The sequence below is a fragment of the Bacillus sp. AFS037270 genome (assembly GCF_002585305.1).
The window spans coordinates 1-20,880 of the sequence record NZ_NUNF01000025.1 but is presented as its reverse complement, the minus strand read 5'-3'; the positions used below and the strand labels follow the sequence as shown (position 1 = coordinate 20,880).

At 40.8% G+C, this 20,880-nt stretch carries 35 protein-coding genes; 34 read left to right on the top strand and 1 reads right to left on the bottom strand.

The genetic code is table 11. From position 1 onward, the window contains the following. The first annotated feature begins 21 nt into the window (after positions 1-21). The 33 genes from rplD (at position 22) to rpsI (ending at position 17,907) form a co-directional block, all read left to right on the top strand. On the top strand, positions 22-645 hold the full coding sequence (gene rplD, locus COD92_RS13170; RefSeq protein WP_098533219.1) for a 50S ribosomal protein L4: 624 nt from the start codon (positions 22-24) through the stop codon (positions 643-645). After that, entirely contained in the window at positions 642-929 is a 288-nt protein-coding gene (gene rplW / locus COD92_RS13165; protein WP_176541446.1) for a 50S ribosomal protein L23, read from the top strand. The genes rplD and rplW overlap by 4 nt, the downstream gene beginning before the upstream one ends. 29 nt (positions 930-958) lie before the next feature. Beyond that, positions 959-1,789 (top strand): 50S ribosomal protein L2, encoded by an 831-nt coding sequence (rplB, locus tag COD92_RS13160; RefSeq protein ID WP_098533215.1) that lies wholly within the window; start codon positions 959-961, stop codon positions 1,787-1,789. A 60-nt stretch (positions 1,790-1,849) separates the two neighbouring features. Then, positions 1,850-2,128 carry a 30S ribosomal protein S19 gene (rpsS, locus tag COD92_RS13155; protein ID WP_026565526.1) on the top strand — a complete coding sequence of 93 codons (279 nt, stop codon included), beginning with the start codon at positions 1,850-1,852 and terminating at the stop codon, positions 2,126-2,128. Between the two features lie 17 nt (positions 2,129-2,145). Continuing rightward, positions 2,146-2,487, top strand: a complete 342-nt coding sequence (rplV, locus tag COD92_RS13150; protein WP_098533214.1) for a 50S ribosomal protein L22 — start codon at positions 2,146-2,148, stop codon at positions 2,485-2,487. A 3-nt stretch (positions 2,488-2,490) separates the two neighbouring features. After that, a complete protein-coding gene (gene rpsC / locus COD92_RS13145) occupies positions 2,491-3,147 on the top strand; it encodes a 30S ribosomal protein S3 (protein ID WP_098533212.1) in 657 nt (218 codons plus the stop codon). 2 nt (positions 3,148-3,149) lie between these two features. Then, the gene (gene rplP, locus COD92_RS13140) at positions 3,150-3,584 is read left to right on the top strand and encodes a 50S ribosomal protein L16 (protein ID WP_098533210.1); all 435 of its coding nucleotides are present in this window, start codon (positions 3,150-3,152) and stop codon (positions 3,582-3,584) included. Beyond that, positions 3,574-3,774 (top strand): 50S ribosomal protein L29, encoded by a 201-nt coding sequence (rpmC, locus tag COD92_RS13135; protein ID WP_098533209.1) that lies wholly within the window; start codon positions 3,574-3,576, stop codon positions 3,772-3,774. Before rplP ends, rpmC begins: the two co-directional genes overlap by 11 nt. Positions 3,775-3,797: 23 nt before the next feature. Then, the gene (rpsQ, locus tag COD92_RS13130) at positions 3,798-4,061 is read left to right on the top strand and encodes a 30S ribosomal protein S17 (RefSeq protein ID WP_066094707.1); all 264 of its coding nucleotides are present in this window, start codon (positions 3,798-3,800) and stop codon (positions 4,059-4,061) included. Between the two features lie 39 nt (positions 4,062-4,100). Then, a complete protein-coding gene (gene rplN, locus COD92_RS13125) occupies positions 4,101-4,469 on the top strand; it encodes a 50S ribosomal protein L14 (RefSeq protein ID WP_034676100.1) in 369 nt (122 codons plus the stop codon). 36 nt (positions 4,470-4,505) lie between these two features. Next, complete coding sequence (rplX, locus tag COD92_RS13120; protein WP_098533208.1) at positions 4,506-4,814, top strand: 50S ribosomal protein L24; 309 nt, start codon at positions 4,506-4,508, stop codon at positions 4,812-4,814. Between the two features lie 26 nt (positions 4,815-4,840). Next, a complete protein-coding gene (gene rplE, locus COD92_RS13115; protein WP_098533207.1) occupies positions 4,841-5,380 on the top strand; it encodes a 50S ribosomal protein L5 in 540 nt (179 codons plus the stop codon). Positions 5,381-5,404: 24 nt separating this feature from the next. Beyond that, positions 5,405-5,590, top strand: a complete 186-nt coding sequence (gene rpsN / locus COD92_RS13110; RefSeq protein WP_007085277.1) for a 30S ribosomal protein S14 — start codon at positions 5,405-5,407, stop codon at positions 5,588-5,590. 29 nt (positions 5,591-5,619) lie between these two features. Beyond that, complete coding sequence (gene rpsH / locus COD92_RS13105; RefSeq protein WP_098533206.1) at positions 5,620-6,018, top strand: 30S ribosomal protein S8; 399 nt, start codon at positions 5,620-5,622, stop codon at positions 6,016-6,018. A 30-nt stretch (positions 6,019-6,048) separates the two neighbouring features. Beyond that, positions 6,049-6,585 (top strand): 50S ribosomal protein L6, encoded by a 537-nt coding sequence (rplF, locus tag COD92_RS13100; RefSeq protein WP_098533204.1) that lies wholly within the window; start codon positions 6,049-6,051, stop codon positions 6,583-6,585. 32 nt (positions 6,586-6,617) lie between these two features. Continuing rightward, the gene (gene rplR / locus COD92_RS13095) at positions 6,618-6,980 is read left to right on the top strand and encodes a 50S ribosomal protein L18 (protein WP_098533202.1); all 363 of its coding nucleotides are present in this window, start codon (positions 6,618-6,620) and stop codon (positions 6,978-6,980) included. 24 nt (positions 6,981-7,004) lie between these two features. Next, positions 7,005-7,505: a 30S ribosomal protein S5 gene (rpsE, locus tag COD92_RS13090; protein ID WP_098533200.1), complete on the top strand. Its 501-nt coding sequence runs from the start codon at positions 7,005-7,007 to the stop codon at positions 7,503-7,505. A gap of 13 nt (positions 7,506-7,518) precedes the next feature. Then, positions 7,519-7,698 carry a 50S ribosomal protein L30 gene (gene rpmD, locus COD92_RS13085; protein ID WP_098533198.1) on the top strand — a complete coding sequence of 60 codons (180 nt, stop codon included), beginning with the start codon at positions 7,519-7,521 and terminating at the stop codon, positions 7,696-7,698. Positions 7,699-7,730: 32 nt separating this feature from the next. After that, positions 7,731-8,171, top strand: a complete 441-nt coding sequence (gene rplO / locus COD92_RS13080) for a 50S ribosomal protein L15 (protein ID WP_098533196.1) — start codon at positions 7,731-7,733, stop codon at positions 8,169-8,171. After that, the gene (secY, locus tag COD92_RS13075; protein WP_098533194.1) at positions 8,171-9,466 is read left to right on the top strand and encodes a preprotein translocase subunit SecY; all 1,296 of its coding nucleotides are present in this window, start codon (positions 8,171-8,173) and stop codon (positions 9,464-9,466) included. Before rplO ends, secY begins: the two co-directional genes overlap by 1 nt. A gap of 55 nt (positions 9,467-9,521) precedes the next feature. Further along, the gene (locus COD92_RS13070; RefSeq protein ID WP_098996379.1) at positions 9,522-10,172 is read left to right on the top strand and encodes an adenylate kinase; all 651 of its coding nucleotides are present in this window, start codon (positions 9,522-9,524) and stop codon (positions 10,170-10,172) included. Positions 10,173-10,449: 277 nt separating this feature from the next. After that, on the top strand, positions 10,450-10,668 hold the full coding sequence (gene infA, locus COD92_RS13065) for a translation initiation factor IF-1 (protein ID WP_034676129.1): 219 nt from the start codon (positions 10,450-10,452) through the stop codon (positions 10,666-10,668). 42 nt (positions 10,669-10,710) lie between these two features. Continuing rightward, positions 10,711-10,824 (top strand): 50S ribosomal protein L36, encoded by a 114-nt coding sequence (gene rpmJ / locus COD92_RS13060; RefSeq protein ID WP_000868344.1) that lies wholly within the window; start codon positions 10,711-10,713, stop codon positions 10,822-10,824. 21 nt (positions 10,825-10,845) lie between these two features. Continuing rightward, on the top strand, positions 10,846-11,211 hold the full coding sequence (rpsM, locus tag COD92_RS13055) for a 30S ribosomal protein S13 (protein WP_098533190.1): 366 nt from the start codon (positions 10,846-10,848) through the stop codon (positions 11,209-11,211). A gap of 22 nt (positions 11,212-11,233) precedes the next feature. After that, on the top strand, positions 11,234-11,623 hold the full coding sequence (gene rpsK / locus COD92_RS13050; protein WP_024027886.1) for a 30S ribosomal protein S11: 390 nt from the start codon (positions 11,234-11,236) through the stop codon (positions 11,621-11,623). A gap of 174 nt (positions 11,624-11,797) precedes the next feature. Then, entirely contained in the window at positions 11,798-12,742 is a 945-nt protein-coding gene (locus COD92_RS13045; RefSeq protein ID WP_098533188.1) for a DNA-directed RNA polymerase subunit alpha, read from the top strand. A 52-nt stretch (positions 12,743-12,794) separates the two neighbouring features. Continuing rightward, the gene (rplQ, locus tag COD92_RS13040; protein ID WP_098533186.1) at positions 12,795-13,157 is read left to right on the top strand and encodes a 50S ribosomal protein L17; all 363 of its coding nucleotides are present in this window, start codon (positions 12,795-12,797) and stop codon (positions 13,155-13,157) included. Between the two features lie 415 nt (positions 13,158-13,572). Continuing rightward, a complete protein-coding gene (locus tag COD92_RS13035; protein ID WP_098533184.1) occupies positions 13,573-14,412 on the top strand; it encodes an energy-coupling factor ABC transporter ATP-binding protein in 840 nt (279 codons plus the stop codon). Continuing rightward, positions 14,388-15,257, top strand: a complete 870-nt coding sequence (locus COD92_RS13030) for an energy-coupling factor ABC transporter ATP-binding protein (protein WP_098533182.1) — start codon at positions 14,388-14,390, stop codon at positions 15,255-15,257. Before COD92_RS13035 ends, COD92_RS13030 begins: the two co-directional genes overlap by 25 nt. Further along, positions 15,254-16,051, top strand: a complete 798-nt coding sequence (locus COD92_RS13025) for an energy-coupling factor transporter transmembrane component T family protein (protein WP_098533180.1) — start codon at positions 15,254-15,256, stop codon at positions 16,049-16,051. The genes COD92_RS13030 and COD92_RS13025 overlap by 4 nt, the downstream gene beginning before the upstream one ends. A gap of 12 nt (positions 16,052-16,063) precedes the next feature. Then, positions 16,064-16,804: a tRNA pseudouridine(38-40) synthase TruA gene (truA, locus tag COD92_RS13020; protein WP_098533179.1), complete on the top strand. Its 741-nt coding sequence runs from the start codon at positions 16,064-16,066 to the stop codon at positions 16,802-16,804. Between the two features lie 252 nt (positions 16,805-17,056). Next, a complete protein-coding gene (rplM, locus tag COD92_RS13015) occupies positions 17,057-17,494 on the top strand; it encodes a 50S ribosomal protein L13 (RefSeq protein ID WP_098533177.1) in 438 nt (145 codons plus the stop codon). A gap of 20 nt (positions 17,495-17,514) precedes the next feature. After that, positions 17,515-17,907 carry a 30S ribosomal protein S9 gene (gene rpsI, locus COD92_RS13010; RefSeq protein WP_098533175.1) on the top strand — a complete coding sequence of 131 codons (393 nt, stop codon included), beginning with the start codon at positions 17,515-17,517 and terminating at the stop codon, positions 17,905-17,907. A gap of 105 nt (positions 17,908-18,012) precedes the next feature. Here the strand turns inward: rpsI and COD92_RS13005 are convergent, their stop codons facing one another. Continuing rightward, complete coding sequence (locus COD92_RS13005; protein WP_098533173.1) at positions 18,013-18,474, bottom strand: hypothetical protein; 462 nt, start codon at positions 18,472-18,474, stop codon at positions 18,013-18,015. A 258-nt stretch (positions 18,475-18,732) separates the two neighbouring features. Here COD92_RS13005 and COD92_RS13000 point away from each other — a divergent pair, with 258 nt between their 5' ends. Further along, positions 18,733-20,715, top strand: coding sequence for an outer membrane protein assembly factor BamB family protein (locus tag COD92_RS13000; RefSeq protein WP_098533171.1), 1,983 nt, complete (start codon positions 18,733-18,735; stop codon positions 20,713-20,715). Positions 20,716-20,880 lie beyond the last annotated feature (165 nt).

Genomic DNA, 20,880 nt, shown 5'->3' with positions numbered 1-20,880 from the left:
TAAGAAAGGAGGAACAAAGGAATGCCTAAAGTAGCATTATTAAACCAAAACGGTTCACAAGTTGGTGATATCGAACTTAATGAAGCGGTTTTTGGTATTGAGCCTAACCAAAGCGTATTATTTGAAGCGATTGTTATGCAAAGAGCTTCTTTACGTCAAGGAACTCATAAAACTAAAGTTCGTTCAGAAGTAGCAGGCGGTGGCCGTAAGCCATGGAGACAAAAAGGAACTGGCCGTGCTCGTCAAGGGTCAATCCGTTCACCACAATGGCGCGGAGGTGGTACTGTATTCGGTCCAACACCACGCAGCTATAGCTATAAATTACCGAAAAAAGTACGTCGCTTAGCGATTAAATCTGCACTTTCATCTAAAGTGTTAGAAGAAAATATCTTGGTACTTGAAACATTAACTTTCGATGCACCAAAAACTAAAGAATTCAAATCAGTATTAGGTGGTCTTTCTGTTGAGAAGAAAGCACTTATCGTTACTGCTGACCTAGATGAGAATGTTGCATTGTCTGCACGTAACATCCCTGGTGTAACAGTTGTGACAGCTGAAGGAATTAACGTATTAGACGTTGTAAATCATGATAAATTGATCATGACTAAAGCAGCTGTTGAAAAAGTAGAGGAGGTGCTTGCATAATGGATGCACGCGATATCATTAAGCGCCCCGTTATCACTGAGCGGTCTACTGACCTAATGTCTGAAAAAAAATATACGTTTGAAGTTGATGTTAGAGCTAACAAAACACAAGTTAAAGATGCTATTGAAGAAATCTTTGGCGTTGATGTAGATAAAGTAAACATCATGAACTATAAAGGTAAGTTCAAGCGTATGGGTAAATTCGGCGGTTACACAAACAAGCGTCGTAAAGCTATTGTTAAATTAACTGCTGATAGCAAAGAAATCGAAATCTTTGAAGCGTAAGAAGCTATCAAGAAGAGGAGGGAAATAAAATGGCGATTAAAAAGTACAAACCTACCTCCAATGGTCGTCGCGGAATGACAGTTTCTGATTTTGCTGAAATCACAACTAGCACTCCAGAAAAGTCTCTATTAGCTCCATTAAAGAGCAAAGGCGGCCGTAATAACCAAGGTAAGTTAACTGTTCGTCATCAAGGTGGCGGCCATAAGCGTCAATATCGTTTAATTGATTTTAAACGTAACAAAGATGGCATTCCAGGACGCGTTGCTACAATTGAGTACGATCCAAATCGTTCTGCGAATATCGCATTAATTAATTATGTTGATGGAGAAAAGCGTTATATCTTAGCTCCTAAAAACTTAGAAGTTGGTATGGAAGTAATGTCTGGCCCTGAGGCTGATATTAAAGTGGGTAACGCACTTCCATTAGCTAACATTCCTGTTGGTACAGTTGTGCACAACATCGAATTAAAACCAGGTAAAGGTGGTCAGCTTGTACGTTCAGCTGGAACATCTGCACAAGTACTTGGTAAAGAAGGTAAATACGTACTTGTACGTTTAACTTCTGGTGAAACTCGCATGATCCTTGCTGAGTGCCGTGCTTCTATCGGTCAAGTAGGTAACGAGCAACACGAACTTATTAACATTGGTAAAGCAGGACGTTCACGCTGGTTAGGCAAGCGCCCAACAGTACGTGGATCTGTTATGAACCCTAACGATCACCCACACGGTGGTGGTGAAGGACGTTCACCAATCGGACGTAAGTCACCTATGTCTCCATGGGGTAAACCAACTCTTGGATACAAAACTCGTAAGAAGAAAAACAAATCAGATAAGTTTATCGTACGTCGTCGTAAAAAATAACGGGACTAGAGCTACGGTTCATAGAAGAACCGTAGAACAGTCACGAAGGGAGGTTCCTTCATGGGTCGCAGCTTGAAAAAAGGACCGTTTGTTGATGATCATTTAATGGTTAAGGTCGAAAAGTTAAATGAAACTGAGAGTAAACAAGTTATTAAAACTTGGTCTCGCCGTTCTACGATCTTCCCACAATTTATCGGCCACACTATCGCTGTTTATGATGGTCGCAAACATGTGCCTGTATATGTTACTGAAGACATGGTAGGACACAAGCTTGGAGAATTCGCTCCAACTCGTGCTTACAAAGGCCATGGTAATGATGACAAGAAAACAAGACGTTAAGAGAGGAGGGCATCCAAATGCAAGCTAAAGCTGTTGCAAGAACAGTTCGTATTGCTCCTCGTAAAGCACGTTTAGTCGTTGATCTAATCCGAGGTAAGCAAGTTGGTGAAGCGGTGGCGATTTTAAATCTCACTCCTAAGGCTGCTTCTCCAATCGTAGAGAAAGTATTAAAATCTGCTATGGCAAACGCTGAGCACAACTATGAAATGGACGTTAACAATCTAGTTGTTGCACAAGCATTCGTCGACGAAGGACCAACTTTAAAACGTTTCCGTCCTCGCGCTATGGGCCGTGCAAGCCAAATTAACAAACGCACAAGCCACATTACTATCGTTTTAACAGAAAAGAAGGAGGGATAAGCTGTGGGTCAAAAAGTAAATCCAGTCGGTTTGCGTATCGGAATCATCCGTGATTGGGAATCTAAGTGGTACGCAGGTAAAGACTTCGCTGATCTTTTACACGAAGACCTTAAAGTTCGTGAGTATATCACGAAGCGTTTAAAAGATGCTTCTGTTTCTAAAGTAGAAATCGAACGTGCTGCTAACCGTGTGAATGTAACAGTTCATACTGCGAAACCTGGTATGGTTATCGGTAAAGGCGGTACTGAAGTTGAAGCACTTCGTAAAGCATTAAATCAATTAACTGGCAAACGCGTTCACATCAACATTCTTGAAATCAAGAGAGCTGACGTTGATGCTAAACTAGTTGCAGAAAATATTGCTCGTCAATTAGAAAACCGTGTATCCTTCCGTCGTGCACAAAAACAAGCTATCCAACGTGCAATGCGTGCAGGTGCAAAAGGTATCAAAACAATGGTATCTGGTCGTTTAGGCGGAGCTGATATTGCTCGTTCTGAACACTACAGCGAAGGAACTGTTCCACTTCATACACTTCGTGCAGATATCGACTATGCTACAGCTGAAGCTGATACTACTTATGGTAAGCTAGGCGTTAAAGTATGGATCTATAAGGGAGAAGTCCTTCCTACTAAGAAGAAAAATGCGGAAGGAGGCAAATAATTATGTTATTGCCAAAACGCGTAAAATATCGCCGTCAACACCGTGGAAAGATGCGTGGTCAAGCTAAAGGCGGTACTGAAGTAACTTTCGGTGAATACGGCCTGCAAGCTTTAGAAGCTTCATGGATCACAAACCGTCAAATTGAAGCTGCTCGTATTGCGATGACTCGTTACATGAAACGTGGCGGTAAAGTTTGGATCAAAATTTTCCCTCACAAGCCTTATACAGCTAAGCCGTTAGAAGTGCGGATGGGTTCCGGTAAAGGGGCACCTGAAGGTTGGGTAGCTGTTGTTAAGCCTGGAAAAATCATGTTCGAAATCGCTGGGGTTTCTGAAGAAATCGCACGTGAAGCACTTCGTCTTGCAATGCACAAACTTCCTGTAAAATGTAAGTTTGTAAAACGTGAAGAAATTGGTGGTGAATCAAGTGAAAGCTAATGAACTACGTGAACTTACCACTGCTGAAATTGAACAAAAAGTTAAATCTTTAAAAGAAGAGCTTTTTAACCTTCGCTTTCAATTGGCGACAGGACAACTTGAAAACACAGCTCGTATTCGTGAAGTACGCAAATCGATTGCTCGCATGAAAACAGTTGTTCGTGAAAGAGAAATCAGCGTTAACAAGTAATTATCCGAGAGGAGGTTCACACAATGAGTGAACGTAACCAGCGCAAAGTTTACACTGGACGCGTTGTTTCTGACAAAATGGATAAAACCGTTACTGTTCTAGTAGAAACACATAAAAAGCATCCTTTATACGGTAAACGCGTGAAATACTCTAAAAAGTTTAAGGCTCATGATGAGCAAAACGAAGCAAAAATCGGCGATGTTGTACGCATCATGGAAACTCGCCCACTTTCAGCTACTAAACGTTTCCGTTTAGTTGAAATCGTAGAAAAAGCAGTTATTATTTAATTGTTCGGATAAGCTTCATTCCGAAGGGAGGTTACACACATGATTCAACAAGAATCACGTTTAAAAGTTGCTGACAACTCTGGTGCTCGTGAAGTACTTACGATTAAAGTTCTTGGTGGTTCTGGTCGCAAAACTGCTGGTATTGGTGATGTGATCGTTTGTACAGTAAAACAAGCAACACCTGGTGGCGTTGTTAAAAAAGGTGACGTTGTTAAGGCGGTTATTGTTCGTACAAAGAGCGGTGCGCGTCGTCCTGATGGTTCTTACATTCGTTTTGATGAAAACGCATGTGTCATTATTAAAGATGATAAAAGCCCTCGTGGAACTCGTATCTTCGGACCAGTTGCCCGCGAACTTCGCGACAACAACTTTATGAAAATTGTATCATTAGCTCCAGAAGTACTATAATTTAAATCCAAATTGCCTTTAAGGAGGTGCTTACGGATGCATGTTAAAAAAGGTGATAAGGTCAGAGTGATCTCTGGTAAGGATAAAGGCAAAACAGGAGTAGTTCTTGCTGCTTATCCTAAAGAAAGCCGTGTTCTTGTCGAAGGTGTAAACATCGTTAAGAAACACTCTAAGCCTTCTCAAGTGAATCCACAAGGCGGAATTGTCAGCTTTGAGGCTCCAATCCATGTATCAAATGTTATGCCTATCGATCCTAAAACAGGTAACCCAACTCGTGTAGGTTACACAACGGTTGATGGCAAAAAAGTACGCGTAGCAAAATCCGGTGAAGTATTAGATAAATAGTTTAAAAAAGAAGGGAGGTACAATGAATGAACCGCCTAAAAGAAAAATTTGTTAAAGAAGTAACACCTGCTCTAATGAGCAAGTTCAACTATAAATCAGTTATGGAAGTACCAAAACTTGAGAAAATCGTGATCAACATGGGTGTAGGTGACGCAGTTGCAAATGCTAAAGCATTAGACAATGCTGTTGAAGAGCTAGCAACTATTACTGGTCAAAAACCTGTTGTAACTCGTGCGAAAAAATCTATCGCTGGTTTCCGTCTTCGTGAAGGTATGCCAATCGGTGCAAAGGTTACACTTCGCGGTGAGCGCATGTACGAATTCTTGGATAAATTAGTTTCCGTTTCTTTACCTCGTGTACGTGACTTCCGTGGTGTTTCTAAGAAAGCATTTGATGGTCGCGGTAACTACACTTTAGGTATTAAAGAACAATTAATCTTCCCTGAAATTGATTACGATAAAGTAAGCAAAGTTCGTGGTATGGATATCGTTATCGTAACGACTGCAAACACTGATGAAGAATCTCGTGAACTTTTAACTCAATTTGGAATGCCATTCCAAAAGTAATCGTTAAATAAGGGAGGCGAAAACGTGGCTAAAAAGTCAATGATTGCGAAACAACAACGCACGCCTAAATTCAAAGTACAAGAGTACACTCGCTGCGAACGTTGCGGACGTCCACACTCTGTATACCGTAAATTTAAGCTTTGCCGTATTTGTTTCCGTGAATTAGCATACAAAGGACAAATTCCTGGTGTAAAGAAAGCTAGCTGGTAAAACTAGAAGTTGGGAAGGAGGTAAAAATAATGGTCATGACAGATCCAATTGCTGATATGCTTACTCGCATTCGTAATGCGAACATGGTACGTCACGAAAAGTTAGAAGTGCCTGCTTCTAATTTAAAGAAAGAAATCGCTGAAATTTTAAAGCGCGAAGGTTTCGTACGTGATGTTGAGTTTATCGAAGACAATAAACAAGGTATCATCCGTATCTTCTTAAAATACGGTGCAAATAACGAACGTGTAATTACTGGTCTTAAGCGCATAAGCAAGCCTGGACTTCGTGTTTACGCTAAATCAAATGAAGTACCACGCGTACTTAACGGTCTTGGTATCGCATTAGTATCAACATCTACTGGTGTTGTTACAGATAAAGAAGCTCGTGCAAAACAAATCGGCGGCGAAGTTTTAGCTTACGTTTGGTAATCAGTTTTTGAATGAATGGAGGTGCACTAAATGTCTCGCGTAGGAAAAAAACCAATCGAAATTCCAGCAGGAGTTACGGTTACATTAAACAACAATACTGTAACAGTTAAAGGACCTAAAGGCGAACTTACTCGTACTTTTAATCCTGATATAGCAATTAGCGTAGAAGAAAACACTGTAACAATTACTCGTCCTTCTGACGTGAAAGAACACCGCGCATTACATGGTACAACTCGCGCTGTGATCGCTAATATGGTTGAAGGTGTTTCTACTGGCTTCACAAGAGGCTTAGAATTAATCGGGGTTGGTTACCGTGCTCAAAAGCAAGGTAACAAGCTTGTATTAAACGTTGGTTACTCACATCCGGTTGAAATTGAACCTGAAGCTGGCCTTGAAATCGAAGTACCTGCTAATACAAAAATCGTTATTAAAGGTACTGACAAAGAACGTGTTGGTGCATTAGCAGCCAATATCCGTCAAGTTCGTCCTCCAGAGCCATACAAAGGCAAAGGAATCCGTTACGAAGGCGAATTCGTCCGTCGTAAAGAGGGTAAAACCGGTAAGTAATGCCGCATAAGTAAACGAAAGGAGTGACGTAAATGATTACGAAGCAAGATAAGAACGCTACTCGCAAGAAAAGACACGCTCGTGTTCGTGCGAAACTTAGCGGTACTTCTGCTCGTCCACGTCTAAATGTGTACCGTTCAAATAAACACATTTATGCTCAATTAATCGATGACATGAATGGAGTCACTTTAGCAAGTGCTTCTACAATAGAAAAAGATTTCGGTCTTGAATCTACAAGTAATCTTGAAGCTGCACAAAAGGTCGGAGAATTAGTCGCTAAACGTGCGGTTGAAAAAGGTATCACTGCTGTTGTCTTTGACCGTGGGGGATACCTATATCACGGACGTGTGCAAGCATTAGCTGATGCAGCTCGCGCAAACGGCTTACAATTTTAATAGACAAAGGAGGGACACAAAAAGATGCGTCGTATTGATCCAAACAAACTTGAACTAGAAGAACGCGTAGTAACGGTTAACCGTGTTGCGAAAGTTGTTAAAGGTGGACGTCGTTTCCGTTTCTCTGCTCTTGTAGTAGTTGGGGATAAAAACGGTCATGTAGGTTTCGGCACTGGTAAAGCACAAGAAGTACCAGATGCAATCCGTAAAGCCATCGAAGATGCGAAGAAAAACTTAGTCGAAGTACCAATGGTTGGAACTACAATTCCTCACCAAGTAATTGGACGTTTTGGTGCTGGCGAAATCCTCTTAAAACCTGCTTCTGAAGGTACTGGAGTTATCGCTGGGGGTCCAGTTCGTGCTGTCCTAGAATTAGGCGGTGTTGCTGACATCCTTTCTAAGTCACTTGGAACAAACACTCCGATTAACATGGTTCGCGCAACAATTGATGGTTTAAAACAATTAAAACGTGCTGAAGACGTAGCGAAATTACGCGGTAAATCAGTAGAAGAACTGTTAGGATAAGGGGGGAAATCAAATGGCGAAACTTTTAATTACCCTCAACCGAAGCGTAATTGGTCGCCCTGAGGACCAACGTGAGACAGTTAAAGCGCTAGGTTTGCGTAAATTAAATCAAACAGTTGAGCATCAAGATAATGCTGCTATCCGTGGTATGATCAATAAAGTTGCTCACCTTGTAACAGTTAAAGAACAATAATTAATTGTTTTCTTTCATAAGGAGGTGCCAATATGAAACTTCATGAATTAAAACCTGCAGAAGGTTCACGTCAAGAGCGCAAGCGTTTAGGCCGTGGTATCGGTTCTGGTCAAGGTAAAACAGCAGGTAAAGGTCATAAAGGTCAAAACGCTCGTTCTGGCGGCGGTGTGCGCTTAGGTTTCGAAGGTGGTCAAACACCTTTATTCCGTCGTTTACCAAAACGTGGTTTTACCAATATCAGCCGCAAAGAATATGCTGTTGTCAATCTTGATGCTTTAAATCGCTTTGAAGAAGGTACAGAAGTTACTCCAGAACTTCTTATCGAAACAGGCGTTGTAAGTAACGAAAAAGCGGGGATTAAAATTCTTGCTAAAGGGAACGTAGAGAAAAAGTTGACTGTTAAAGCTCACAAATTCTCCTCTGCTGCTAAGGAAGCTATCGAAGCTGCTGGTGGAACTACTGAGGTGATCTAATGTTCCAGACAATCTCCAATTTTATGCGCGTGGGTGAGATAAGACGTAAAATAGTATTCACGCTTTTGATGTTAGTCGTTTTTCGACTAGGTACATTTATTCCAGTACCGAACGTAAATGCTGATGTTCTTGCTAATCAAGATAAGCTTAGTGTTTTCGGTATCCTTAATACCTTCGGAGGTGGAGCATTAAAACAATTCTCCATCTTTGCAATGGGTATTATGCCGTATATCACTGCTTCGATTATCATTCAGCTTTTACAAATGGACGTAGTTCCAAAATTCACGGAATGGTCCAAGCAAGGTGAAGCGGGCCGTCGTAAGATTGCTCAGATTACTCGATACTTTACTGTTGTGCTTGGATTTATCCAAGCATTAGGTATGTCCTACGGGTTTAATAACCTAGCCAGCGGACAATTGATAGAGAATCCAGGTATCGGTACGTATTTATTAATTGCTGTTACATTAACTGCCGGAACATCATTTTTAATGTGGCTTGGTGAGCAAATTACTGAAAAGGGTGTTGGAAATGGAATTTCCATTATCATCTTTGCGGGGATTGCTGCTGGGATCCCGTCCACTGTTAATCAGATTTATGTTCAACAGTTTGAGAATGCCGGTGAAGCATTATTCTTACGTATTGTGACGGTTGTCCTAATCGTTATTGCGATTATCGCTATTGTTGTTGGTGTTATTTTCATTCAACAAGCCAATCGTAAAATACCAATTCAATATGCAAAACGTATGGTTGCAGGACGTAATCCTGTTGGCGGACAGTCCACACATATGCCGTTAAAGGTTAACGCTGCGGGTGTTATCCCAGTTATCTTTGCGGTTTCATTTATTGTAACGCCAAGAACAATCGCATCATTTTTTCCAACAAATGATGTAACGCTCTGGATTACAAAAAACCTTGATTATACTCATCCTATTGGGATGACGTTATATGCTATATTAATTATCGCGTTCACTTATTTCTATGCTTTTATTCAAGTTAACCCTGAACAAGCAGCGGAAAACTTACAAAAGCAGAGCGGCTATATTCCTGGTATTCGACCAGGAAAGAGTACGCAGGAATACTTAACTCGCGTCTTATACCGTTTAACCTTTGTTGGTGCTATTTTCCTAACCATTATTGCGATTCTTCCAACTATTTTTATAAAATTAGCGAATTTACCGCAATCGGCTCAAATTGGTGGAACAAGTCTGTTGATCGTTGTCGGCGTTGCCCTCGATACGTATAAACAGCTTGAGGCTCAACTTGTTAAACGTCATTATAAAGGCTTTATAAAATAGGTTTTAGGGACCCTTTGGCCCCTGAAACCCACTTAAAGCACGAGGGGGAATACGTGTGAATTTAGTATTAATGGGGCTTCCAGGTGCAGGTAAAGGCACACAAGCTGAAAGAATCGTCGAGGAATACGGCATCCCTCATATCTCGACTGGAGATATGTTCCGTGCAGCGATGAAAGATGGAACAGAACTAGGCTTACAAGCAAAATCTTTCATGGATAAAGGCGAACTTGTTCCAGATGAGGTAACGATCGGTATTGTTCGTGAAAGACTTAGCAAGGATGATTGTCAAAAGGGTTTCCTTTTAGATGGATTTCCTAGAACTGTACCTCAAGCTGATGCTTTGGAAAACCTACTAACTGATTTAAATAAAAAGATAGATTATGTTATCAATATCAATGTTGATAAAAGTATCTTAATGGATCGTTTGACAGGACGTCGGATTTGTAAAGAATGTGGTTCAACCTATCATCTAATCTTTAATCCTCCTACAAAAGAGGGTGTCTGCGACAAATGTGGCGGAGAACTGTACCAAAGAGCAGATGATAATGCTGAAACAGTTCAGAATCGTTTAGATGTTAATATCAAACAACAAGAGCCATTACTAACTTTTTATGAAACAAAAGGCTATCTTCGTACGATTGATGGCCAACAAGATATACGAAAAGTATTTGCTGATATCCAGCAATTACTTGGGGATCTACGTTAATGGTCAATGTTATAACCGTGCGAGCGACTCTCGATAACTCTTCCAATAGCTTCAAAGGTATGTGCTAGAAAATAGCTTTTCTATAGTATTGAGTATGTAGAACCGAGAGTTGGGCAAGACTTACATGAGGAATTACTTATTCTTGCATATGTAGAAAAAAACTTGCGGACAGAAGACGAACAATATGGTAATATTATAAGGTTGCTATTGTTGTACGATTGATAGGTTTGCAATACATTTTCGAACACTATTTTTGATGAAGAAGGGAGACGAGACGATGGCCAAAGACGATGTTATTGAAATTGAAGGTAAAGTACTTGAAACTTTGCCAAATGCGATGTTTAAGGTAGAATTAGAAAATGGTCATACAGTGCTGGCTCATGTTTCCGGTAAAATTCGTATGCATTTTATTCGAATTCTTCCTGGTGACAAAGTAACAGTTGAGCTTTCTCCATATGACTTAACACGCGGAAGAATTACCTACCGCTTCAAATAAAAATGCTTGCTTGCACTCCGTACTATTAAGGAGGTTAGGATAATGAAAGTAAGACCATCTGTCAAACCGATCTGCGAAAAGTGCAAAGTTATCCGTAGACGCGGAAAAGTTATGGTTATCTGTGAAAACCCTAAACATAAACAAAAACAAGGTTAATTTTAAGGAGGTGCGCTCATTATGGCACGTATTGCTGGTGTAGATATTCCACGTGAAAAACGTGTAGTTATCTCTTTGACTTACATTTATGGTATTGGTAAAGCTACTGCACAAAAAGTATTGGCTGAAGCTGGTGTTTCTGAAAATACTCGTGTACGTGATTTAACTGAAGATGAATTAAATAAAATCCGTGACATCATCGACAAATTAAAAGTCGAGGGTGATCTTCGCCGTGAAATTTCTCTTAACATTAAGCGTTTAATGGAAATTGGCTGCTACCGCGGATTACGTCATCGTCGTGGTTTACCGGTTCGTGGACAAAATACGAAAAACAACGCTCGTACTCGCAAAGGTCCTCGTAAGACTGTTGCGAACAAGAAGAAGTAATCGGCAAAGGAGGTTAATTTAAATGGCACGTAAAACTAATACACGTAAACGTCGTGTTAAAAAGAATATTGAATCAGGTATCGCTCATATTCGTTCAACTTTTAACAATACGATTGTAACTATCACTGATGTTCATGGTAATGCAATTTCATGGTCAAGTGCAGGTGCGCTTGGATTTAGAGGTTCTCGTAAATCTACTCCATTCGCAGCTCAAATGGCAGCAGAAACTGCAGCTAAGACTTCCATTGAACATGGTATGAAAACTCTTGAAGTTACTGTAAAAGGACCTGGTGCAGGCCGTGAAGCTGCTATCCGTGCTCTTCAAGCTGCTGGTCTTGAAGTAACTGCTATTAAAGACGTTACACCTGTTCCTCATAATGGATGCCGCCCACCAAAACGTCGTCGTGTTTAATTTTTCTGTATAAGATTCGTATCATATGTCTATAATGGGATATGATATTAATTATTTGCACTAATACAGAAGATTTATTCCAGTTGTTGTGCACAAAACGGGAACGTATACATGGGGGAATTTCAGTTTAGGAATACCTAATGAAGTTTCGACGTTTTGAAGGAGGGTTATTTGATGATCGAAATAGAAAAACCAAAAATCGAAACGATTGAGATCAACGATGATGCCAAGTACGGTAAGTTCGTCGTAGAACCACTTGAGCGTGGATATGGTACCACTTTGGGTAACTCCTTACGTCGTATCCTATTATCTTCACTCCCAGGTGCCGCTGTTACATCGATTCAAATCGATGGGGTACTTCATGAGTTCTCAACAATTGAAGGCGTCGTAGAGGATGTAACATCGATCATTTTAAACATTAAAAAATTAGCTTTAAAAATCTACTCTGACGAAGAGAAAACACTTGAATTTGATGTACAGGGTGAAGGACCTGTCAAAGCTGGCAATATTACCCATGACAGTGATGTTGAGATTTTAAATCCTGACCTTCATATTGCTACATTAGCTGCAAATGGACATCTTCGCATGCGTTTAACGGCTAAACGCGGACGTGGATATACACCGGCTGAACAGAACAAAAGAGAAGATCAACCGATTGGTGTTATTCCTATTGACTCCATCTTTACGCCAATTTCCCGTGTGTCCTATCAGGTAGAAAATACTCGTGTAGGTCAATTATCAAATTATGATAAGCTAACACTTGATGTTTGGACAGATGGAAGCACTGGGCCAAAAGAAGCGATTGCTCTTGGTTCGAAAATTTTGACCGAGCATTTGAATATATTCGTAGGTTTAACCGACGAAGCTCAAAATGCTGAAATTATGATTGAAAAAGAAGAAGATCAAAAGGAAAAAGTTCTTGAAATGACAATAGAAGAACTAGATCTTTCTGTTCGTTCTTATAACTGCTTAAAGCGTGCTGGAATCAACACTGTTCAGGAATTAGCAAATAAGACTGAGGAAGATATGATGAAAGTTCGTAACTTAGGCCGCAAATCACTCGAAGAAGTGAAGGCAAAACTAGAAGAGCTTGGATTAGGCTTACGTAAAGACGACTAGTCAAGCGTTGCTTACATCCGTTTTATGACTTCAACAAAGGAGGGAACCCTTCATGGCATACAGAAAGTTAGGACGCACAAGTGCACAGCGTAAAGCTATGCTACGTGATTTAACTACAGATTTAATTATCAACGAGCGCATCGAAACAACAGAAACTCGTGCGAAGGAAATTCGTTCGACTGTTGAAAAAATGATCACACTTGGTAAGCGCGGAGATCTACATGCTCGCCGTCAAGCTGCTTCTTACGTTCGTAATGAAGTTGCTAATGCTGAAAATGGTCAAGATGCTGTTCAAAAACTTTTCGCTGATATCGCTCCACGTTACCAAGAGCGTCAAGGTGGATACACTCGTATTATGAAACTTGGACCTCGCCGCGGTGACGGTGCGCCAATGGTTATTATCGAGTTAGTTTAATACACTTTAACAGACAACAAGGGCGCTGGACAGTTTACAATCAAACTTGTTCTTTGCCCTTTTTCTGTAAATGGAATTTTTATAATTGTCCGACACAAGCCAAACGAGTGTTATGATGAGCGTAACTCCATTATCATGGAGAGATCTTAAGAGTCCAAGTTGATATCGGATATTCATTATGTTGATTTGCCTGATTTCTTGATTCTTTTAATATATCGCATTCATTTGAATGCGTTGATTGAAATACGTCTCGTCTAGCTCATGCACCTCCTCCCATTTCTTTTCAGAAATCCCTTTATCCGCAGTTGAATACGTGCTGCTTAGGGACGAGGTGCAGGCTTTTTTTGTTATATAGGAAGTTAAATAATTTTTTGCAACAAGAGCGGAGTATAGTCTAGCTAGGGAGAATGAGGCGATGAAAAAGTCAATTGTTTCTCTTAAGGGAGTATCCTTTCAATATGATACACAGGAACGGTATGCCCTGAAAAATGTAAGCTTTGATATTTATGAAGGGGAATGGCTTGCGATTGTCGGACATAACGGTTCTGGTAAGTCAACGATGGCGAAATTATTAAATGGTCTTCAGTTTCCCCAAGAAGGCGAAATCACCATTGCTAACATAATGTTGAATGAAGAGACGATATGGGATGTTCGGAAGAAGATCGGTATGGTCTTTCAAAATCCTGACAACCAATTTGTTGGGACAACTGTACAGGATGATGTGGCTTTTGGTTTAGAAAATAATGGGGTACCCCGAGAAGAAATGGTGCAGCGTGTTGAGGATTCATTAAAAAGAGTAAAAATGGATCAATTTCTATATCAAGAGCCCCACCATCTTTCAGGTGGACAGAAGCAGCGTGTAGCGATTGCTGGTGTATTAGCATTACGACCGTCCATTATTATCCTCGATGAAGCCACATCTATGCTAGACCCAAGAGGGCGTGAGGAGGTATTGGAAACCGTACGACTTCTCAAACAAGAAAAGTCCCTTACGGTTATTTCCATTACCCATGACCTCGAGGAGGCGGCCAAAGCCGATCGTATTATTGTCATGAATCAGGGAGAAGTATTTCGTGAGGGTACACCGGAAGAGATTTTTGCCATGGATGAACAATTGGTTCAATTGGGATTGGACATTCCTTTCTCTGTAAAAATGAGCAAAGCTTTCCGTCAAAATGGGATTACACTATCAAAGCATTATTTATCGGAAGAAGAGTTGGTGACAGAGTTATGGACATCTCGCTTCAGCATGTAGAATACCGGTATCAGGCAAACACCCCTTTTGAGCGGCTGGCCATTGAAGATGTTTCAATTGATATCCCAGCTGGCACTTATATGGCTATTATCGGCCATACCGGCTCAGGGAAATCGACCGTCCTTCAGCACTTAAATGCATTGCTGCAGCCTTCGAAGGGGACTGTGAAAATCGGTAGTCATGAAATTAAATCAGGACAGAAAAATAAACATTTAAAAGCTGTCCGACAAAAGGTCGGTATCGTTTTTCAATTCCCGGAGCATCAGTTGTTTGAAGAAACGGTGGAAAAGGATATTATTTTTGGGCCGATGAATTTTGGTGTATCTGAAACAGAGGCAAAAGAGCGTGCACGACTTGCATTAAAACAAGTGGGTCTTGCAGAGGATATCCTAGAAAAATCCCCATTTGACCTTTCTGGGGGGCAAATGCGGCGTGTAGCGATTGCTGGTGTATTAGCGATGGAACCTGACGTGATTGTCTTAGACGAGCCGACAGCGGGGCTAGACCCGAGAGGCCGGAAAGAAATCATGGATATGTTTTATGCACTTCATCAAGAAAGACAGCTATCTACCATTTTAGTTACTCATAGTATGGAAGATGCAGCAAGGTATGCCGACCAGATCGTCATCATGCAGCAAGGCAAAGTCGCCAAAAAAGGAACACCAGAGGAAATTTTCTCTTCGCCAGTTGAATTAATGCAAATGGGACTTGATGTTCCAGAAGTTGTCCGGTTTCAGCTCAAATTAGAAAAACAAACAGGCATAAAACTAGATAAAATCTATCTCACAATTGACGAGTTATCGTCTAAGATAACCGAGGTATTAAGCAGAGGTGTTCGCTCATGATGGAAAAAATGATTTTTGGCCGTTATGTACCTGCTGATTCGTCTGTTCACAAAATGGATCCTCGGTCAAAACTTTTAATTATCTTTTTATTTGTCTGTATTATCTTTTTTGCTAATAACTGGATTACCTATGCACTTATTGGTATTTATACTTTTTATATGCTTGGCATGTCGAAGATTCCGGTTCGCTTTTTATACGGTGGTCTTAAACCGGTCATATGGCTTGTTTTATTTACATTAGTTTTGCAGTTGTTTTTCACGAAGCAGGGTGACCTCTTATTTAAATTTGGTCCATTGGAGATCTATGAAGAAGGAGTAAGACAGGGGATCTTTATTTCACTTAGATTCTTTTTCTTAATCCTCATGACATCCTTATTAACTCTAACGACTAGTCCTATAGAGATCACCGATGGGATGGAAACACTTTTAAATCCTTTAAAAAAGGTCCGGTTTCCGGTACATGAAATGGCGCTAATGATGTCTATTTCCTTACGGTTTATCCCAACACTGATGCAGGAAACAGACAAAATTATGAAAGCGCAAATTGCCCGTGGAGTGGAGTTTGACAGCGGTCCTTTAAAGGAGCGAATTAAGTCGGTCATTCCACTTTTAATTCCTTTGTTTGTCAGCGCCTTTAAACGGGCTGAGGAGCTTGCGATCGCCATGGAGGCACGAGGTTACCGCGGTGGTGAAGGAAGGACAAAATACCGTCAGCTGAGCTGGAGGACAGTGGATACGCTCCAAATCCTTTTATTAGTTGTCTTAACTATTTTACTAATTCTATTACGGTCATAATGGAGCGAAATGATGCAAAGGTATAAGTCGATTATTTCTTATGATGGTTCAGGTTTTTCCGGTTACCAAGTTCAACCAAATAAACGGACCGTTCAATCCGATTTGGAAACTGTCTTAGCCAAGATGCATAAAGGGGAACATATTAAAGTTTCTGCATCAGGAAGAACAGATGCCGGTGTCCACGCCAAAGGACAGGTAATTCACTTTGATTCTCCACTTCCGATTTCGGAGCAAAAATGGGAATTAGCTCTTAATTCGTTGCTGCCGGGGGATATATCTGTTCTTTCTGTCATAAAAGTAGATTCATTGTTTCATGCCCGTTTTGATGCAATTGGAAAAGAATATCGCTATGTCCTGCAGCTTTCGAAAAAGAGGGATCCCTTTCAACGGAATTTTTCTTTCTTGTATCCTTATGATTTAAATATAGAGGCCATGAAGGAAGCTAGCCGCTTTTTCATTGGAACCCATGATTTTACTAGTTTTTGTTCGGCAAAGACGGAAGTAAAGGATAAAATTCGCACCATCGAAACGATTGATTTTTTACTAGAGGATAACTTCCTTACTTTACGTTTTGTTGGCAATGGATTTTTATATAATATGGTTCGTATCCTTACAGGAACGTTATTGGAAGTGGGCAGTGGAAAGCAAAGACCAGAAGAAATGGCGGATATTTTGGTTAAAAAGGACCGCCGATTTGCCGGAAAAACTGCTCCAGCCCAGGGTCTATACCTCTGGAAAGTATTTTATGAATAAATTTTCTAAAACAACTTTTCCTGGTGTAACATTTTCTTGACATTTAGACCTGTAGTATTTATTATATTAGATGTGCGTGTTTTTAATCCCACGATAAAGCCCCGGAAAGTCTTCATCGTGATTGAAAATATATGATTTGAAAAATTACTGCACAAGGGCATTAGATGTTTATTCCCGGAACAGAATAGAACGCTAATAGCTTTAAAAGTGCGAAAATAATAATCTTTAATGGATTTAATAGGAGGGAAACTCATGCGTTCAACGTTTATGGCAAATGCCAACAATATCGAGCGTAAATGGTATGTGATTGATGCTGAAGGCAAAACTCTTGGTCGTCTTGCTTCTGAAGTAGCTTCAATTTTACGCGGTAAAAACAAACCAACTTTTACACCACATGTTGACACTGGTGATAATGTAATCATTCTTAACGCTTCTAAAGTAGAACTAACTGGTAAGAAATTAACTGACAAGATCTACTACCGTCACACAATGCACCCAGGTGGTTTAAAGACTAGAACTGCTCTTGAAATGCGTACAAACTACGCTGAGAAAATGATTGAGCTTGCTGTTAAAGGCATGCTTCCAAAGAATTCTCTTGGTCGTCAAATGTTCAAAAAATTACACGTGTATGCTGGCAGTGAGCATCCACACCAAGCACAAAAACCTGAAGTTTACGAACTTCGCGGTTAATTTAGAGGGAGGGAAATAACTTGGCACAAGTTCAATATATCGGTACTGGTCGTCGTAAGAGCTCTGTCGCACGTGTGCGCTTAGTTCCAGGCACAGGTAAAATTGTAGTTAATGGTCGTGAAATTGAAGATTATATCCCATTTGAAGCATTACGTGTTGTTGTAAGACAACCACTAGTTGCAACTGAAACAGTTGGCAGCTATGATGTTCTTGTAAACGTAAGCGGTGGTGGATACACTGGTCAAGCTGGCGCAATCCGCCACGGTATTGCTCGTGCATTACTTCAAGCTGACCCAGAATTCCGTCCAACATTAAAGCGCGCAGGTTTATTAACTCGTGATGCACGTATGAAAGAGCGTAAGAAATACGGTCTTAAAGGTGCTCGTCGTGCGCCTCAGTTCTCAAAACGTTAATCTTTTGCGAACATACAAAGACTCTCAACCATTTTGGTTGGGGGTCTTTTTTTACAAATAAAAACCCCAGGCTTGGCCTAGGGATCTAAAAGTATATTTTTTTGACTATTTTTTAATTTGGAAGTTAATTGTCCACTGTCCTTTTTGATTTAGAATTGCATCTGTACTTAGTGCCGCATTTGAAGTGGCAGGTATATATTGCGGCATGTTCACCTTGACCGCACCTTGATATTTCTGGCTGCTTATTTTTTTATGTTCGCCATCAATCCCTTGAAGACGATTATCCGCAATGGAAATTTCCAGGTTTTTTAACAGCCCTTTCCCGTTTTCATCCAACAATTTACCTGTTGTAGATTCTACGGTATAATACAGAATCATCTCTTGACCGTAGTTTGTGATCGCATAGTTAGTAATCGTAAGTTTGATCCCGCCATTTTCCGCAGAACCGACCATTTTTTCCGGTGCAGCCAACGCGCTTTGAGAAGAAACCCATGATCCCCCAACGAGAAAGCCAAGTAATAAGACAAACCCACCCAAACGATTCGTCATTTTTGAGAAAGCCTTCATTCAATCACCATCCTGAGATTCTTTAATTTCATTTCAAATATAGAATGTCTCCACATTTGGTAAATATTCCTCACCCACCATTGTTAAAAATCATTTATGTAACTTAAATGGTTTTTTGCATAATTAAGGAATCTTTTACTCAATATAGAAAAAAGAGTGAGGACCAATAAAGTAGGGTTCTCCCCGGATGGGAAAATTCATAGACCACCAAAATAGAGGCAATCACTCTGAACTTATAAGCATAAGGAGGGTCTTTTTTTGAATCGTTATTTAAAAGCGATAATCGTAGCTTTATTGGCGGTAGTATTAATTGTTGGCTGTCAGCAGAATCCTGAAAAAAAGCAAAACACTGCCAATAAACAAACAACCAGTTCTGAAAAAGATAACGGTTTTCCACTTTGGGGGTATGACTTACAACAAACTCGGCTTGTCCCTTATAACAAGATTACAAAAGACAATGTGAAGGATTTAGGTATTGTCTGGCAGGCAGATTTGGCAAATTGGGATAAGAAGATTCCTAATGCCTCGGAGGATTTCCCGGTAGTGAAAGATGGTGTCATGTATGTCACGACATCAATGAACCGAGTGTTTGCCATTGATGCCTCAAATGGGAAGAAAATTTGGCAATGGACGCCGCCAAAAGATGTACTTGACCATCTTGACCATGCGGACCTAAGCCTTTTAGAGGTTGTTGCCAGCCGGGGGGTGGCTGTTGCGGAAGGCAATGTGTTTGTCCTTATTGCGGATAATCGGTTAGCCAAACTTAACGCGAAAGACGGAAAATTGATTAAAATGATCAACCTTTGGGATACAATACCAGGAGCCAAGCTTGAAAACCGATATTATGAAACAATGGCTCCGATGTACTATAAAGGAAACGTTTATGTGGGAAGCAGCGGTGGTGATAATGGCATTCGCGGCTTTGTGATGGCCTATAAAGCAAGTGACTTGACACCAGCCTGGGATGGACCATTCTGGACAGTCCCTGAGAAGGGGGAAGATTGGGTGAAGGGCAAATATACAGGGGGCGGAGCCGTCTGGGGAGAGATTGCTTTTGACCCGGACACTGACGTAATGTATTTTGGCACGGGTAATCCTGCTCCTGACTTTTTTAAGAAAATTCGCCCAGGTAAAAACCCTTATACGGACTCGGTCGTTGCTCTTGAAAGTAAAACAGGCAAATTGGTTTGGGCAAAATCGGAAATGGATGAGGAAGACGAATGGGATTATGATGCGACCTCGACTCCGATGATTCTCAATGCTACGGTCAACAACAAAAAGCAAAAAATCGTCGTACACGGCGGAAAGAACGGGAAGTGGTTTGCGTGGGATGCCAAAACAGGGGATACCATTTATAATGGCGTTCCGTTCGTCAAAATCCAGCACACGTCACAGCCGACGGATCCAAATAAACCGGCGATGCAATGGCCGGGAGCGGAAGGCGGACAAAACTATGCTCCGGAAACCTATGATCCTAAAACCAATTATGTATTGATTCCTGGTATTAATAAGCCATCTTTAGAGGTTGCAGCGAAAGATGAAAATGAAATCGAGCAAAAAAAAGGTTTATTCCCAGGAACTTCAATAACGTTGGGGCCAAAAGGTGAAGACATATCCGGTACTATCACCGCCATTGATGTGAATACTGGCAAGCATGCCTATCAGTTTAAGACTAAACAACCGATGCGCGGAGGTTTTACAGGTACGACTACTGGACTTGCTTTTTACGGCGAATTGGATGGAACGGTAAATGCCCTTGATATTAAAACTGGAAAAGTCTTATGGAACATGAAAAGTGGCGGAGCTCAGATTATGATGGCGCCAGCGATTTATATGGATGGTGGTAAACAATACGTTACTTTTGTTACTGGAACAAAGGTTGTAACCTACGGACTGGGGGGGAATAAATCGGTAACTCCTTCTAAAGATCCGGGGGGCGCAGATCCAGAAGGCTCAGGGAAAACTGATGACGCCAATCATGGCAGCCACGGGAATAAAGAAAAAGATAAGAAGCAGCCGGCTGATATGAATGCTGAAGTAATTTACAAAAACAAGTGTATGTCCTGTCATGGTGGAAATCTTGAGGGAGGTGCAGGCCCTGACCTAAGACATGTTGGTGTATCCATGTCTGAAGAGGAGATATTAAATCAAATCGTTAACGGAGGCGGACGTATGCCTGGAGGTCTTGTTGATAAGGATCAGGCCGAAGTATTGGCAAAATGGCTGTCTCAGAAGAAGTAATTTAATAGAAACAAGACAACCTGAGTTTACGGACTCAGGTTGTTTTTTTGTCTGGTAAGAAAGTTTAAAAGTTTTCACCTTGAGAATTGTCCAGCTCCAGCGCCTAGCCCCTCGAGGCCATAAGCCAATCCGTCCAAAAGGTTAAAAACAAACCTTTCGGCCGGC